Annotated in this window: 15 protein-coding genes; 7 read left to right on the top strand and 8 right to left on the bottom strand. The window is 73.3% G+C overall.

The window, feature by feature from the left end; translation table 11 throughout:
• The first annotated feature begins 101 nt into the window (after positions 1-101).
• Positions 102-1,829, top strand: a complete 1,728-nt coding sequence (locus GT045_RS37700) for a GAF domain-containing sensor histidine kinase (RefSeq protein WP_161336968.1) — start codon at positions 102-104, stop codon at positions 1,827-1,829.
• Between the two features lie 162 nt (positions 1,830-1,991).
• Here the strand turns inward: GT045_RS37700 and GT045_RS37695 are convergent, their stop codons facing one another.
• Positions 1,992-2,546: a DoxX family protein gene (locus tag GT045_RS37695; RefSeq protein WP_161336967.1), complete on the bottom strand. Its 555-nt coding sequence runs from the start codon at positions 2,544-2,546 to the stop codon at positions 1,992-1,994.
• A 381-nt stretch (positions 2,547-2,927) separates the two neighbouring features.
• On the opposite strand from GT045_RS37695, the gene GT045_RS37690 reads away from it, so the two are divergent.
• From GT045_RS37690 to GT045_RS37680, 3 genes are all read left to right on the top strand, one after another.
• Positions 2,928-3,218, top strand: coding sequence for a DUF6355 family natural product biosynthesis protein (locus GT045_RS37690; RefSeq protein WP_161294666.1), 291 nt, complete (start codon positions 2,928-2,930; stop codon positions 3,216-3,218).
• A 113-nt stretch (positions 3,219-3,331) separates the two neighbouring features.
• Positions 3,332-4,012: a TetR/AcrR family transcriptional regulator gene (locus tag GT045_RS37685; RefSeq protein ID WP_161294664.1), complete on the top strand. Its 681-nt coding sequence runs from the start codon at positions 3,332-3,334 to the stop codon at positions 4,010-4,012.
• Positions 4,009-4,848 carry an alpha/beta hydrolase gene (locus tag GT045_RS37680; RefSeq protein ID WP_161336966.1) on the top strand — a complete coding sequence of 280 codons (840 nt, stop codon included), beginning with the start codon at positions 4,009-4,011 and terminating at the stop codon, positions 4,846-4,848. Before GT045_RS37685 ends, GT045_RS37680 begins: the two co-directional genes overlap by 4 nt.
• A gap of 207 nt (positions 4,849-5,055) precedes the next feature.
• Here GT045_RS37680 and GT045_RS37675 read toward each other — a convergent pair whose 3' ends face one another.
• Together GT045_RS37675 and GT045_RS37670 are read right to left on the bottom strand one after the other, a co-directional pair.
• Positions 5,056-5,670, bottom strand: a complete 615-nt coding sequence (locus GT045_RS37675; protein ID WP_161336965.1) for a 2'-5' RNA ligase family protein — start codon at positions 5,668-5,670, stop codon at positions 5,056-5,058.
• 283 nt (positions 5,671-5,953) lie between these two features.
• On the bottom strand, positions 5,954-7,105 hold the full coding sequence (locus tag GT045_RS37670) for a glutathione-independent formaldehyde dehydrogenase (RefSeq protein WP_161292854.1): 1,152 nt from the start codon (positions 7,103-7,105) through the stop codon (positions 5,954-5,956).
• A 395-nt stretch (positions 7,106-7,500) separates the two neighbouring features.
• Here GT045_RS37670 and GT045_RS37665 point away from each other — a divergent pair, with 395 nt between their 5' ends.
• A complete protein-coding gene (locus GT045_RS37665) occupies positions 7,501-8,412 on the top strand; it encodes a phenylalanine 4-monooxygenase (RefSeq protein WP_161336964.1) in 912 nt (303 codons plus the stop codon).
• A gap of 33 nt (positions 8,413-8,445) precedes the next feature.
• Here the strand turns inward: GT045_RS37665 and GT045_RS37660 are convergent, their stop codons facing one another.
• Positions 8,446-9,093 carry an SRPBCC family protein gene (locus tag GT045_RS37660; protein ID WP_161336963.1) on the bottom strand — a complete coding sequence of 216 codons (648 nt, stop codon included), beginning with the start codon at positions 9,091-9,093 and terminating at the stop codon, positions 8,446-8,448.
• A gap of 47 nt (positions 9,094-9,140) precedes the next feature.
• The gene (locus GT045_RS37655; RefSeq protein ID WP_161336962.1) at positions 9,141-10,172 is read right to left on the bottom strand and encodes a medium chain dehydrogenase/reductase family protein; all 1,032 of its coding nucleotides are present in this window, start codon (positions 10,170-10,172) and stop codon (positions 9,141-9,143) included.
• A 123-nt stretch (positions 10,173-10,295) separates the two neighbouring features.
• Here GT045_RS37655 and GT045_RS37650 point away from each other — a divergent pair, with 123 nt between their 5' ends.
• Positions 10,296-10,961, top strand: coding sequence for a TetR/AcrR family transcriptional regulator (locus GT045_RS37650; protein ID WP_161336961.1), 666 nt, complete (start codon positions 10,296-10,298; stop codon positions 10,959-10,961).
• A gap of 88 nt (positions 10,962-11,049) precedes the next feature.
• Here GT045_RS37650 and GT045_RS37645 read toward each other — a convergent pair whose 3' ends face one another.
• A complete protein-coding gene (locus GT045_RS37645; RefSeq protein WP_161336960.1) occupies positions 11,050-12,477 on the bottom strand; it encodes an alkaline phosphatase family protein in 1,428 nt (475 codons plus the stop codon).
• 574 nt (positions 12,478-13,051) lie between these two features.
• Here GT045_RS37645 and GT045_RS37640 point away from each other — a divergent pair.
• Positions 13,052-13,411 (top strand): 5-carboxymethyl-2-hydroxymuconate delta isomerase, encoded by a 360-nt coding sequence (locus tag GT045_RS37640; RefSeq protein WP_161336959.1) that lies wholly within the window; start codon positions 13,052-13,054, stop codon positions 13,409-13,411.
• Positions 13,412-13,445: 34 nt separating this feature from the next.
• Here the strand turns inward: GT045_RS37640 and GT045_RS37635 are convergent, their stop codons facing one another.
• A complete protein-coding gene (locus GT045_RS37635) occupies positions 13,446-14,720 on the bottom strand; it encodes a cytochrome P450 (protein WP_161336958.1) in 1,275 nt (424 codons plus the stop codon).
• Positions 14,721-14,874: 154 nt separating this feature from the next.
• Positions 14,875-15,276 carry a PPOX class F420-dependent oxidoreductase gene (locus tag GT045_RS37630; RefSeq protein WP_161287033.1) on the bottom strand — a complete coding sequence of 134 codons (402 nt, stop codon included), beginning with the start codon at positions 15,274-15,276 and terminating at the stop codon, positions 14,875-14,877.
• Positions 15,277-15,432: the final 156 nt, after the last annotated feature.

The following is a 15,432-nucleotide window of genomic DNA, read 5'->3' as shown; positions in this document are numbered from 1 at the left end:
CGAGAGCCGTGCGGTCCGGCGTACCGGCCGCGACGGGCTCCGGATACGGTGGAGATGACCGGCCGGTGCCGGGTCCGCGCCCACGGGACAGGGAGGACGTGGTGGCAAGCCCCGAGGAGCCCCGCGTACGCCTGCCGCGGCTGAAGCTCGACGAGCTGCTGGAGGAGCTGCAGGCCCGGATCGACGCCGCCCGGGGCACGCAGGAACGCGTGCGCAGCCTGCTGGACGCCATCCTCTCCGTCGGCCGGGAACTGGACCTGGAGCAGGCGCTGCGCTCCATCGTGGAAGCCGCCGCCGTGCTCGTGGACGCCGAGTACGCGGCCCTCGGCGTCATCGGGCCGGACGGCACGCGGTTGTCCGCCTTCCACACGGTGGGCGTCACGGAGGACGAGATCGCCACCGTCGGCCCCTACCCGGAAGGACACGGCATCCTCGGCGAGTTGATCCGGCACCCGCAGCCGCTCCGGATGGCGAGGATCTCCGGCCACCCGGCCTCGTACGGCTTCCCGCCGGGCCACCCGCCCATGAACAGCTTCCTCGGCGTTCCGATCCGGGTGCGCGACCAGGTCTTCGGCAACCTGTACCTGACGGAGAAACGCGGCGGCGCGGAGTTCGACGAGGAGGACGAGTCGGTGCTCTCCACACTGGCCGTGGCCGCCGGCGTGGCCATCGACAACGCCCGCCTGTACGCGGACTCCCGGCTGCGCGAGCGCTGGCTGCGGGCGAACGCGGAGATCACCCACAGCCTGATGTCCGGCAGCGAGCGAGCCGAGTCGCTGGGACTGATCGCCGAGCGCGCCCGGGAGATCTGGGGTTCCGCCCTCGCCGTGGTGGCCATGCCCATGGAGGGCACGAAGTCGCTCACCGTGGAGATCGCCGTCGGAGTGGACGCGGAGGCACACCGTGGCCTGGTGCTGCCCATGCACGAGAGTCTGGTGGGCCTGGCCTACACCGGGGCCGCTCCGGTCACCAGCGACGACGTGCTGCACGACCCGAGGATCTCGACGCAGCCGCCGCGCTTCCTCGGGCTGGGTCCCGCCGTGGCCGTCCCGATCGGCACCGGCGCGAGTGGTGTGCGCGGGGTGGTCCTCGTGGCCCGGGAAGCCGGCCGGCCGGTCTTCCTCCGCAAGGAGACCGAGATGCTCCAGGGTTTCGCCGCCCAGGCCGCGATCGCGATGGAACTGGCCGAGCGCAGGCAGGACGCCCAGCAGATCGCGTTGCTGGAGGACCGCGACCGCATCGCCCGGGACCTGCACGACCTTGCCATCCAGCGGCTGTTCGCCACCGGGATGACCTTGCAGAGCGCGGGCCGTCTCATCGAGCGTCCCGAGGCCGCCGAGCGGGTGCTGCGGGCAGTGGACGACCTGGACGAGACCATCAAGATCATCAGGTCGACGATCTTCGGGCTGCGGGCGCGTACGGGCACCGCCGGCAGCGGGCTGCGGGCGAGGGTGGTCCGGGCGGTCGGCGAGGCGGCCCCCGTGCTCGGCTTCACCCCCGGTGTGCGCATGGAGGGGCTGGTCGACACCGATGTGCCGCCGGAGGTCGCCGACCATGTCGTGGCCGTGCTGACCGAGGCCCTCACCAACATCGCCCGGCACGCCCGCGCCGGCCGCGCTCAGGTGACCCTCACGACCGACGGCACCGAGGTGTGCCTGACCGTCTCGGACAGCGGGGTGGGCATCGCGCCCGACGGCCGGCGCAGCGGACTGCGCAACATGGCCGAGCGGGCGGCGGGACTCGGCGGGCGGCTCGCGGTGACCAGCCCCGCCGGCGGTGGCGCCACGCTGGAGTGGCGCGTGCCGCTGCCCCGGGAGCGGCCAGGCTGACCGGTCCGGCCCTGCCCCGCCGCCCGGGACGGGCGGTCTGGGGTCGCGATCGCGGCCCGGCGGGGCGTACCCGTGTGCCGGCTCAGCAGTGGCGTGGCACGCCGGCGGCAGGGGGCTCGTCCGGGTGTGCCGGCGGCAGGGGCTCGTCCGGGTGTGCCGGTGTCACAGGCCCAGTGAGAGCGCGGCCGCGATGCCGCCCAGGCCGAGGGCGAACGCGGCCGGAGCCCACCCGCCCTGGCCCCACCGGAAGTAGCGGTCGACGGCCAGCCGGCCCGGGCCGATGGCGGCGACGGCGATGGCGACGACGGCGATGGCGACGTTGTACTCCACACCGCCGTCCGACTCCCACAGGCCGTGGGCGGCCGTGACCGTGACCATGGCATTGATCATCAGGCCGATCAGGGCGGCGGCGGCCAGCGGCGTGAACAGCCCGACGGCCAGCCCGAGACCACCGAGGAACTCGGACAGCCCGCCGATCACGGCGAACAGTTTCCCCGGGTGGTAGCCGAGGGCGTCGAACCCCTTGCCGGTGGCGGTCAGACCCGGCCCGCCGAACAGGCCGAAGAGCTTCTGTGCGCCGTGTCCGGCCATGAACAGTCCGAAGGTCAGCCTCACGAGCAGCAGACCGCAGTCACCCGCGGTCACCCACCGCTCGGCGGCCGGCCCGGCCGGCTGCCGTGAGGAGGCCGAAGACCATCGTGCGTCGCGCTTCGCCATGAGGAACTCCGGTACGGAACCGAAAGGGCGATTCCCCCAGCCTGGAAAGGCGCCGGTCCGCCGGTGGGCGGTGCGTCCGTCTGCGTGTCGTCGCAGGGCGCATACCCCTCTACCGATGTTTCCGCAACCACGCGGACCGCGCACCTCGGGAGCGCCGTGCTCCACGGCGGGACTGCCGTCACGGGCCCCTGCCGCCGGCCGCGGGCGCGTGTCCAGGCCGGTACCCCGTTCGGCGTACCGAGGAAATGATTCGCCGGGTGAAAACGGCACGCACGCGGCGGCCGGGGCGGCGCGACCCCTGATCATGGGCGCGTGCCCGGCGAAGCGGCCACACCGCCTCCCGCCGCACCGTTCCTTCCCCCACACCATGAGGAGTCCGCCGTGCCCGTCCGCCGACTGCTGACCAGTGTCCTCGGTTCCGTCTCCCTCGCGTTCGCCCTCCTCGGTACCGGTGCCGCCACCGCGACCCCGGCGGCCGCCGACCCGTGCGGTTTCTACGAGACCGGCTCCGACGCCTACTACAACCACTGCACCTCCGACGGCTCCCACGTGGTGATCAAGGTCGAGGTCGCCCTGGCCCCCGACTACGAGCGCTGCGTGGCCCCGGGCCGGACCTGGCTGGGCTCCGCCGCCAAGATCCAGGGCGCCCATTACGTGGGCCGCACCTGCTGACACCCGGCGCTCCGCAGCGCGGCCGGCCGGGGGCGCGCCGTCGAGCGGCGGCCCCCGGCCCGTGTGCCGTCCGCACGCTTGCACTATGCGTCCACTGGACGCATAGTGACGGGGTGCGAGCGGGATCGGTGCAGTGGTGGCGGGCGCGCTACGCGGCGCGCGAGCGGCAACGGCCGCGTGCGGGCGGGCTGGAGCTGAGCCGGATCACCCGGGCGGCGCTGGAGATCGTGGACGCCGAAGGGCTCACGGCGCTCACCATGCGCCGGGTCGCCGAGGAGACGGGCGTCCGGCACACCTCGCTGTACCGGCACGTGGCCAGCAGGGACGAATTGCTGGTGGAACTCGTCGACCATGTACTGGGCGAGGTGGCGCCGCGGCAGACCGGCGCAGGGTGGCGGGCCGACCTGGAACAGGCCGCGCACGCGTTCAGACAGGTGCTGCTCGCACATCCCGCGGTCGTGCCCCTGCTGACCGTCGGGCAGCTGCTCGGGCCCAACGCCCTGCGGGGGCGGGAGTTCGGGCTCGGCCTGCTGATCCGGGCGGGCTGGGAGCCGGCACGGGCGGTCCGCATCTACCTGACGGTCACACATTTCGTCATCGGCACCGCGGTCCTCGGCACCGGAGGCGCGGCGCGCGGCGCCGGGGAGCGGACCGCGATGACGGACCTGTTCGCCGGCCTGCCGCAGTACCCGCTGGTCCGGGAACTCGCCGGACCGCTCAACCTGCCGGACGGCGACCAGGAGTTCGCCTTCGGTCTGACCGCCCTGCTCGACGGGATCGGAGACCCTCGATGAAGCTCGCCGACTGGACCGCCGGCGGCGCCCGGGTGGAGCTGAACGGGCACCGGCTCTTCGTCCGCCAGGACGGGGAGGGGCGGCCCGTCACCCTGGTGCACGGCTTCCCCACCTCCTCCCACGACTGGGCGGCGACCGTCCCGTACCTGGTCGCGGCCGGATGCCGGGTGACCACGCTCGACCTGCTCGGGTTCGGGCAGAGCGACAAGCCGCCCCACCACCGCTACTCCGTCCATGAGCAGGCCGACCTGGTCGAGGCCCTCTGGGAGCGCCTGGGAACCGGTGAGACCGCGCTGGTCGCCCACGACTACGGGGTGTCCGTCGCCCAGGAGCTGCTGGCCCGGGACCCGGACCGCATCACCCGCACCGCCCTGCTGAACGGTGGTCTCTACGCCGACCTCCACCGCCCGATCCTGATGCAGCGCCTTCTGCACAGCCCCGCCGGCCCGCTGCTGTCCCGTCTCACCGACGAGCGCAGGTTCACCGCGAACCTGCGCAGCGTCCTGGGCAGGCCGGTCCCGGACGAGGTCCTGCACGACATGTGGACGTCCGTCGCCCACGCCGACGGCCATCGCCTGGCCCCGCGTCTGCTGCGGTACATCGACGACCGCCGCGTCCACTTCCACCGGTGGACCGGCTCCCTGGAAGGGTACGAGGGCCCGATGCTGTTCGTCTGGGGCCCCGAAGATCCGGTCAGCGGCGCCCACGTCCTCGACCGCCTCCGGCTCCGCCGCCCCCGTGCCGCCTTCGCCGTCCTGGCCGGCGTCGGCCACTACCCGCAGGTCGAGGCGCCCGAGGAGACAGCGGAGGCGCTGGCCGCCTTCCTGGCCGACTGACCCGCCCCGCCCGCTCTCGGCCGCACGAGCTAGACCCCCACAGGGGTACGCCGCACGAGCTTGCCCCCGAGGGCGGCGACGCACGAGCAGACCCGCACAGAGGGTACGCCGCGCGAGCAGACCCCCGAGGGGGGCGACGCACGAGCAGACCCGCACCGGGGGTGTGACGATACGACGAGCGACCGCCCGTCGGTGTCCGCGGGTGCGTCACGGGGACGGGCCGGGCCACTCCCGTGGCTCGCGTACCTCGCCCGTGCCGAGAGCGATCACCGCCCGGGGCCGCATGGGACCTTCCCCGCGCCGGGAGAGTACGACCACCTCCTCGACCACGGCCGCCGCCGAGCCGAGCCGGACGGCGCACTCGGCGGCCAGGCGGTCCGGGTCCCGGGTCCGGCCGAGGGACAGGTGCGGGGTGAAGCGGCCGCCCCGCCCGCGGCAGAGCGGGAACCGCAGCTCCAGCTCCCGGTACAGCCGCGTCCACGGCCCCGCCCCCGCCGCGGCGGGATCGAGCCACACCGTGGCGTGGTGCCGGTGCCGGAAGCAGTGCACGCCGGCCAGACGCGCCCCGAACGCCGTACCACGGGCCGCGCTCTCGCACAGCAGCGGCAGGGCCCGCGGGAACTCGTCCTCCGGCACGAACCCGAACAGCAGATTGACGTGCGGAGGCCACCGGCGTACCTGGGGGTCGTGCTCCCGGCGGATGTCCTGGATCGCGGGCCAGAGCTCAGGCGGTGGCAGCCACGCCACCGCCGTCCGCGCGGTGGGCGCCACCATGAGCGCGTCCGCCGGTCCGGCGCCGCCGAAGACCGGATGTCCGTCCACCTGACCATGCTCCCAGAGCGCACCGCTCGACCGGTGAGCGGATCCGTCGGCGGTCCGGTGAGTCCGTCGGCGGTCCGGTGCGCGGATCCGTCGGCGGTCCAGTGCGCGGATCCGTCGGCGGTCCGGTGCGCGGATCCGTCGGCGGTCCGTGCGAGGTGCCGCCGCCCGCGGTCGCCGGCGAGCCCCCGCGTCACCGGAGCACCGTCACCGGTGCCGGTGTCGCCCACGCGGGGGCTCGGGGATCACCGCGTCCTGCTCACGCGGTGGTGGTGCCGGTGCTCCACTACGCGGCGAGGGCGTGGCCCGGGTGCAGGACGACCTTCGTGTAGCCCTCGATGCGCTTGTCGAACTTCTCGTACGCCTGCGGAGCCTGGTCCAGCGGCAGTTCGTGGGAGACCACGAAGCTGGGCTTGGCCCGCCCGGCGATGATCATGTCGCGCAACTGGCGGTTGTACCGCTTGACGTTGCACTGACCGGTGCCCATCTTCTGGCCCTTCTCGAACATCCTGCCGATCGAGACCAGGAGCTGGCCGTGCTTGGCGTGTTCGTCGGGTCCGCCCGGGTCGGACGGCACGTACAGACCCGGTACGCCGAGCCTGCCCGTCGCCCGTACCGTCTCGACCAGCTCGTTCAGGACGATGGCGGGTTCCTCGTGGCTGGTGTCGTGGGACTGGGCCTGGTACCCGACGGCGTCCACTCCCTTGTCGGTGCCTTCCCCCTTCATGTGTTCCTTGATCTGCTCGGCCGGATCACCCTGGGTGAAGTCGATGGGGACGGCCCCGATCTCCTCCGCCTTGGCGAGCCGCTCGGGCACCCGGTCGACCGAGAACACCTTGGCCGCGCCGCGCAGCAGCGCCGAGTAGGCCGCCATCAGGCCCACCGGTCCGGCGCCGTAGACGGCCACGGACTCGCCGGGCGAGACCTGGGCCAGCTCACAGCCGTGGTATCCGGTCGGGAAGATGTCGGCGAGCAGTACGAAGTCGGTCTCGAACTCGTCTCCCGGCGGCAGCTTCAGACAGTTGAAGTCGGCGAACGGCACCCGCAGCCGCTCCGCCTGGCCGCCCTTGTACGGGCCCATGGCGACGTATCCGTAGGCCCCGCCGGCGAACCCGGGATTGACCGTCAGGCAGAATCCCGTCTCCCCGGCGAGGCAGTTCTTGCAGAACCCGCACGCGACGTTGAAGGGCATCACGACGCGGTCGCCCACGGAGAGGGAGGCCACGCCGTCGCCGACCTCCTCGATGACCCCGAGGTTCTCGTGTCCGAATACGATGCCCGGCTCGGCCGCCGTGCGCCCCTCGTACATGTGCAGGTCGGACCCGCAGATCGCGGACGACGTGACCCGGACGAGGACGTCGTTGGGGTGCTGGATCCGCGGGTCGTCGACGTCCTTCACCGTGACGCTGAAGGGCCTCTCGTAGACAACGGCTTTCACCTGTGTCACCTCCGCGTCGAGCGCTCGATGACGGCAGCGAGAACGGGCCGGTGCCGGGGCCGCGCGAAAGAGGCCCTCGGCCTGTGCCGTGGCCTGTGTGCTCGCTTCACCGCCGGTACTTCCAGGTAACGCCTGTGGCTCAGGAGGTGCAACCCTCGAGCCAGAGGGTGCGTGCGCGCCCACCGGACACGGAGGCCGACACGGGCGGTGCCAGCGGGGCCGTCGCCCGCGGGCGACGGCTGTCGGGGGACGGCGGAGCGGTCCGGTGGCCGACGGGCGGCTCTGCTCCGACACTGGCCAGGGAAGGCCCGCGGGACGTCAGAGCCGGCACGACCCCCCTCCGCTGCCATCGGACACCCCCTGACCGACCAGGGCCGGGAAGGAACGATGGGGCCATGACCGGCATCCAGGTGCGAACGCCCGTCTCGGCCGACGGCCGGCTCGGCCCGGCCGCCGAACATCCCGGGCTCAGCGATCCGGACTACCTGTCCCGGCGGCGGGGGATCGCGGCGCTCGCCCGCGGTCACCGGGTCGGCGACCCGTACCCGTCGGTGGACTACCTCGCGAGCGAGGAGAGAACCTGGCGCACCGTCCACCGGGCACTGTGGAAGGCCCAGGACGCGCACGCGTGCCGCGCCGCGCTCGACGCCAGAGAGCACGCCCCGGTGCCCGCAGACCACATTCCGCAGCACGCGGAGGTCGGCGCGCGGCTGCGCCGTCTGACGGGCTTCGAGTTCACCCTCGCCGGGGGAGTGGTCGCGAACAAACGGTTCCTGGGGTCGATGGCGGACGGCCACTTCCATGCCGTGCAGTTCGTCCGCCACCCCGCCGTACCGCTGTTCACCCCGGAGCCCGACGTCATCCACGACGTCTTCGGCCACGGGATCCACCTGGCCGCGCCGGCCTTCGCCGACATCTACCGCCTGATCGGCCGGGCGGCGATGCGGGTCGAGCGCGAGGACGTCCTGCAGATGATCAGTGACGTGTACTGGTTCACCCTGGAGTACGGCGTCCTGGAGGAGGGCGGGACCCCGAAGGCGTACGGCGCGGCCCTGCTGTCCTCCTACGGGGAGATCGGCCGGCTGCCGGCGGCCCGCGTCCGGCCGCTGGACATCGACGCCGTGCTCGCCACCCCGTACGACATCCGCGGCTACCAGCCGGTCCTCTTCAGCGCACGCACCCTCGACGAGGTGACCGACACCGTGGCCGGTTTCCTGGACGGGCTCGACGACGACAGCGAGCCGCGCCGGCGAACGGCCGTGCGGAGCACGGGTGGCGCGGCAGGCGTTCCACCCGGTCGCGGCTGACCCCTTCTCCCGGCCCCCTGGCGCGGCCCGGGGTCAGTGGTGCCGGCCGCCGGCGCGGGCCTCCGCGGCGGTCTTCAGGTCGAGCAGCCATGCCTCCAGGCCCTGCCGCAGCAGCGCGGTCGCGGCCGGCACGTCCGCGTCGACCTGGGCGCCGGTGTGGGTCTCCTCGGTACGCACGAGGACGCCGCCCTCGGCCGGGACGAAGGTCCACACGTGCACCCCGTCGATGCGCAGCCCTTCACCGACCGCGGGGCCGGTCCAGCGGATGCAGGAGTGGTGGCGCAGCTGCCGGACCGTCGAGGTGATGTCCAGCTCGCTGGCAGGCGTCGGGTTGGGGGGTACCGGGGTCGTCCACCGGAACGCCGATCCGCTGCGGAGGGGGCCGTGGTCGAGGCGTTGGGCGGTCGTGACGGCGGCCTGCCAGGAAGGCCAGTGCTGCACGTCCGTCTGGACCTTCCACACCGTACGCAGCGGGGCGTGGATCAGGGTCTCGGTCCGGTAGCGGACCTGTGCGGCCGGATCGACGCCTCTTCCCTGGCAGGTGAGGGACGTGACGGGCCGGTGGGAAGCGGCCTCGGCCGGCGCGACGGCGGTGCCGAGAGCGGCGAGGACGAGCGGGACGGTCGACAGGGCGGTACGGAGACCGGCGGTACGGAGACCGGCGGTACGGGTTGCGGACATGGTGTTTCCTCCGTCGGTTGTGCGGTGGGGCAGGGGAACCGTGCGGGTCAGGGAGTCAGCACGACCTTGCCGGTGACGGTGCCGGACTCCGCCAGGCGCAGGGCCTCGGCGGCCTGGGAGAGCGGCAGTTGCGCGGCGATGCGGGCGGTGACGTCGCCCCGGTCCACTGCCGTGAAGACCTCGGTGAGATCGCTCCGCAGACGGGCGCGGAAGCGGTCCTTGGCCAGTGCCCGGCCGGCCCAGATGTTGTAGAAGTGGGCCCGGCGGCCGTTGGGCAGGGTGTTCCACAGCCAGGTGCGGGCGAGGATCTTCAGCACGGGCCACTGCTTGGAGCCGGTGTCGTCGCGGGTGGAGGCGCTGCCGTAGCAGACGAGGGTGCCGCCGCGGGCGAGCAGGTGCCAGGAGTCGACGACGCTGCGGCCGCCGACGTGGTCGAAGACGGCGTCCACTCCGCCCGGGGCGAGTTCGCGCACCCGGGCCGGCACGTCCGCGCCGCGGTAGTCGACCGGGGTGACGCCCAGCTCCCGCAGCGCCTCGTGGTGCCGGGGCGAGGCCGTGCCGATCACCTTCACGCCCGCCGCGAGGGCGAGCTGGACCAGCACGGAGCCGACGCCGCCGCCGGCGCCGTGCACCAGCACCGTCCGCCCGGCGCGTACCCGGGCCGTGCGGTGCAGCATCTGCCAGGCGGTGATGCCGTTGACCACGACCGTCTCCGCCTGCGCCGCGGTCAGGCCGTCCGGGACCTCGACCGCGTCCCGCGCGTCGACGACCACATGGCTGGCCCAGCCGCCGACCTTGACCAGCGCGGCCACCCGCCGTCCGGTCAGGCCGGAATCGACTCCCGGTCCGGTCGCGAACACCCGCCCCACCAGGTCGTACCCCGGTACGAACGGGAACGGCGGCTGGTCGTAGTAGCGCCCGCGGCGCATCTGCTGTTCGGCGAAGGAGACGCCGGTCGCCTCCATGGCGATCACGATCTGTCCCCGGCCGGGCTCCGGCACGGCCGCGTGCCGGAGCTGCAGCTCCTCCGGCGCGACGATGCCCGGCAGAACCACCTGAACGAGGCGCTCGCTGTCCACGATCCGCCCTCCTGTCTGTAGAGGCTTTCGTGTTCGTTAGAAGTTCTAACGCAAGGCGCTCGTGACCGTCAATAGCGTTGGTGATACCTTCTAACCGACAGTCGGCGGGAGAGAGGACGGGCCGTGGGCAAGCCGGATGCGGGGACTCCCAGGGAGCGGTACCGCGCCCAGGTCCGCGAGGAGATCAAGAAGTACGCCTGGGAGCAGATCGCGACCGCCGGGGCGTCGGCGCTCTCCCTGAACGCCATCGCCAAGCAGATCGGGATGAGCGGACCGGCGCTCTACCGGTACTTCGCCGGCCGCGACGAGCTGATCACCGAACTCGTCATGGACGCCTATCGCAGCCTCGCCGACACCTTCCAGGCCGAGGCCGCCGCCGGCGCCGGTCTCGGCGAGCTGGCGCAGGCGCTGCGCCGGTGGGCCCTGGACGACCCGCAGCGGTATCTCCTCGTCTACGGCACGCCCGTGCCCGGCTACCACGCGCCCGAGGCGACCACCCGGATCACCTCACAGATCATGGCCGTCCTGCTCGACGCCGCCACCGCGGGCCGGCCCTCCGCCGTCCCCGCCGACCAGCCCCCCGCCCAGCCGTCACCGCTGGAGACACATCTGGACGAGCACCGGCTCTGGGCCGGGGGGCACCCGGCGCCGGCGCTGCGCCGCGCCCTGGCCTTCTGGAGCCGGCTGCACGGGGTGCTCTCGCTCGAACTCGCCGGTCACTTCACCGGCATGGGATTCGATCCGGCGCGGCTCTACGCCGCCGAGGCGGAGACCGTCGCGGACGGCTGACCGCGGCAGCGGCGGGGAGGTGACGTCGCCGGGCACGGCGACGCCCGCGGGGCCCGGACGGTCCGGGCCCCGCGGGCGTCGGCGGGTGTCACACGTGCGGACGGCGGCCGCGCTCTTGGTGCGGGAACGTCTGGTCCGCCCCCGGCAGGGTGGGCTTCGGCAGCGTCGCCACCTCCTCCTTCGCCCTCTCCAGCTGCTCCGCGGTGTCGTCGGGGAGCCGGGGCGCGCGCGGGCGGGCGTCGCGGAACCGGAAGGCCGTCGTGAGGTCACCGAAGGTGGCGCGCCGCCAGTCGCTGATGTTGGGTTCCGCCACCCCGGTGAACCGCTCCAGGAACTGCAGGGCGGAGGTGTGGTCGAAAGCCTCCGAAGCGACCCAGCCGCCCACCGTCCAGGGGGAGACGATGATCGCCGGGACCCGGAAGCCGCCACCGATCGGCAGACCCCTGATGTACTCGTCCGCGGTGCCGGCGGGTGCAGTGGGCGGCACCACGTGGTCGAACAGCCCGTCGTTCTCGTCGTAGTTGAGGATGAACGCCGTCTTGCGCCACACCTCGGGGTTGGCCGCGATAGCCTCGATCTTCGACGCCACGAAGTCCGCGCCGGCCGCCGGGAGGTAGGCGGGGTGCTCCGACTGGAAGCTCGTCGGCATGATCCAGCTCACGGCCGGGAGGCGGTCGTTGCGGGCGTCGTCCTCGAAGGTGCCCTCCGGCTGCGGACGCACGCCCCGCTCGTACAGGTCGGAGCCGGGCTGCGCGTTCTTGAAGCCGGCGAACTGCTCCAGCACGTTGCAGCCGTAGTCGTCGTCCTGCTGGTACACCTTCCAGCTGACGCCGGCCGCCTGGAGCCGTTCGGCGTACGTCGTCCAGCGGTACGGTGTGGGTGCGGAGTTGCTGATGACCGGGCCGCCGCGGGTGCCGCCGGGGTCGATCGTGCCGGTCATCCACATCAGCCGGTTGGGCCAGGTGGGGCCGAACACCGAGCAGAAGTAGTTGTCGCAGACGGTGAAGGTCTCGGCGAGGGCGAACTGGAACGGGATGTCCTCGCGGGTGTAGTACCCCATCACATAGGGGCCGTTGGAGCCGTCCGCCTTGCGGTGTGCGGGCAGCCACCGGTCCATCTTGCCGCCGTTCCACGCCTCGTGCTGCACGGACCAGGCGTGGCTGGTGGAGGGGATGGCCTGCGCGCTCGACGTGTGGGTGTCGAGGTGGAAGGGCAGCAGGTACCCCCTCGGGTTCACGGCGTCGGGCTGGTAGAAGACGCTGCGCCCGTCGTCGAGCCTGAGGGCCTGCGGGTCGTCGAAGCCCCGGACGCCCGACAGGGTGCCGAAGTAGTGGTCGAACGACCGGTTCTCCTGCATCAGCATCACGACGTGCTCGATGTCGCTCAGCGAGCCGTTCCCGGGCGGCCCGGAGGCGACGGCCCGCTGGACGCTCGGCGGGAGGAGGGAGAGGGCCGCGGCGCCCCCCAGCGCGCCCGCGGCGGAACCCAGCAGTCTACGGCGTGTCAACTCGGCCATGACGGACCCTTCCAGGGCGAGTGGAGCTCTCCGGAGTGACGGCCGGCCCGGCGGCAGGACGGGCCGCCGGCCATCTTCGTCCGCGAGCGCGGGGCGCGTCAGAGGTCCGCGGTGAACATGTGCCCAACGGGCGGGTGGGACTTGGCCAAGCCGTGACGTGGCATGCCGTCAGGTCCCCCGGCCGTCACCCGGCGTCGGGGGAGGGTGCGCGCCCTACGGAACGCGGCGGACCGTGCACCATGCAGCAGCTGGCCGCACCGGCCGGTACCCGCCGTGCCGGGGTGTCCGACGCCGACCCGGCCGGGCGGTTCCAGGTCGGCTACATGGCGGACAGCCGTGATGTGCACCACCTGATCCGGTGCTCCGACGGTGTGCCCGAGAACCTCGGCACGACCCGCACCGGCGCCACAGGCGTCGACGCCGGGACCGGCAGGGGCAGCGGCACCCCGGCCGGGCGGAGGCGGGGGCCGGCCGGGGACCGGACCCTCCCACCGCGGGCACCGCGTGTCACGCGCGCCGGACCGTGGGGGAAAATGGTTGCCCTGAGAAACCAGAAGCACGTGAAAGGTCCCGCATGCCGCACCTCACCCTCGACCACTCCGCGCATCTGACCGGTGTCCTGGACGCAGACGTCCTGGTGAAGGAGTTGCACCGGCTCGTCGTGGAGGAGTCCGGCTCGGCGGGCGTCTGCAAGACCCTGGTCCGTCCGGCCGGGACGTACGTCGGGGACACGCCGGACGGGGAGGCCGGTTTCCTGCACCTGGAGGTGGGCCTCATGCCGGGCCGTCCCGAGGAGCAGAGGGCGCGGCTGTCCGAGAGCGCGCTGGCGCTGCTCGACAGGCACCTGCGGACGGTCGGTGTGCGGGTGTCGGCGGTCTCGGTGGAGGTGAGGGAGCTGGCCGGGGCCTACCGCCTGTCGTCCCCCGTACGGTGACCCGGGTCCGGGCGGGCCGGCACCCTCGCGGTCCTCACGCCGGGGGTTCGACGCCAGGTGAGGCGCAGGGGGCGGGCCGGTCTGCCGTACCGCCGGCGGGAGTGAACGTGACCGGAAGCCGTGCCGGACCGCGCAGACCGCCGGGCCGCCACTCCAGCTCGGCCGGCGGCACCGCCAGGGCCAGGTCCGGAAGGCGGCGCAGGACCGTCCCGATGGCGATCTGCCCCTCCAGCCGGGCGAGGGGCGCGCCCAGGCAGTAGTGGATGCCGTGTCCGAAGGCCAGATGGCCGTTGTCCCGCCGGGTGATGTCCAGTCTGTCGGGGTCGTGGAAGCGCGCCGGATCACGGTCGGCGATCGCGGAGGCCACGAGCACGGTCGCGCCACGCGGGATGGTCACGCCCCCGATCTCGACGTCCTCGCGAGCGAAGCGGGCGATCCCCGGGCTGACGGGACCGTCGTAGCGGAGGAACTCCTCGACCGCGTCGGGCAGCAACCGCGGCCTGTCGCGCAGGAGGGCCAGCTGGTCGGGGTGGGCGAGGAGCGCGGCGATGCCACCGCCGATCAGGTTGACGGTGGTGACGTACCCGGCCACCAGGAGCAGGAAGGTCATGGCGACCAGCTCGTCGTGGCTCAGCCGCTCCTCCTGGTCGTGGGCGCTGATCAGCGCGCTCAGCAGATCGTCCCCCGGCCGGGCGCGCTTGCTCTCCAGGTGCTCGGTCAGGTAGGCGCGCATGTGCCGCCAGGCCGCGTCGACGACGACCGGATCGGGCATCCGCTCGCCGCGTACGAGCATCGCATCGGTCCAGCGCTGGAAGTCGTACCGGTCGTCCACCGGCACGCCGAGCAGCTCGCTGATGACGGTGACCGGCAGCGGCAGCGCGAAGTCCGCCACGAGTTCGGCCCGGCCGGCCGGTACCACCGCGTCCAGGAGCCGGTCGGTGATCTCCTGGATCCGGGGGCGCAGCCCGGCGACCCGGCGTGCCGTGAACGCCTTGGACACCAGGCGCCGGAGCCGGGTGTGGTCGGGCGGGTCGGACCGCAGCATGTTGCTCATCAGCGACTCGCGCTCGAACGCGGGCAGCTGTGCGACGAGGCGGGGGTCGGAGGCGTCACGGGCGTCACTGCTCAGCCTCGGGTCGGACAGGGCGGCGAGACCGTCCGCGTACCGTGTCACCAGCCAGGCGTCCAGACCGCCGGCGATGACCGCGCGGCGGACGGGGCCGTCCTCGCGCAGCCGTCGGAAGAGCGGGAACGGGTCCGCCACGAAGGCCGGGTCGGCGTAGGGGAGAAGGACCGGCTGCTGGCTCATCGCGCCTCCCGGGACAGGCATCGGCCGTGTGCCATCACGTGCACCTGTGGACGATATACCCCGTTCGTCCGCCACGGCAGCGGGCGGCATCCCGTGCGCCGTCCCGTGCTCCGAGCCGCGTCGGGGCGCCCCGGGCGGCCGCGGTCAGCCGCGTTCAGCCGCGTGGGCCGCTGATCCGTTCCGGTTCGATCACGTAGACCACCCGTACCTGGTCCCGCCCGCCGAACCACGGGTAGGGGCCGCCGAGGTACTTCCGGGCGAGCGCCTCGATGTGGTCGGCCGCCCCCTCGGTGGACACGCGCACCACGCGCCCGCGGATCTGGACGTACGACGTCGGGTCCGCGGGGTCGGACACGGCGACGGCGACCCGCGGGTCGCGCGCGATGTTCCGGGTCTTCTGATGCGACTCGACGCTGTTGATCAGCACGTGCTCACCATCGGTGTCGACCCAGGTCTGCGTGAGCTGGGGCGAGCCGTCGGGCATGGTGGTGGCGATGTAGCAGGTGCTGGGGCGACGCAGCAGCGCCACCACGTCGTCACCGAGGGGGACAGGCACGGGAGCTCCAAGGGCGGGCCGGCGGGGGCGCGGGGTCAGGAGAGACACTACGGTCCTCGCCCGGCCCCGACACGCGCCCCCGCCCGGTGCGGCCCCGTCACGCGGCCCGGCCGGGTCCGGCCCCGGCACGCGGTCCCGCCGGGTGCGGCCCCGTCA

This window comes from Streptomyces sp. SID486, assembly GCF_009865385.1.
In the GTDB taxonomy this organism is placed as follows: domain Bacteria; phylum Actinomycetota; class Actinomycetes; order Streptomycetales; family Streptomycetaceae; genus Streptomyces.
The sequence above is the reverse complement of the archived record's forward strand: the minus strand, read 5'-3'. Positions and strand labels throughout refer to the sequence as shown.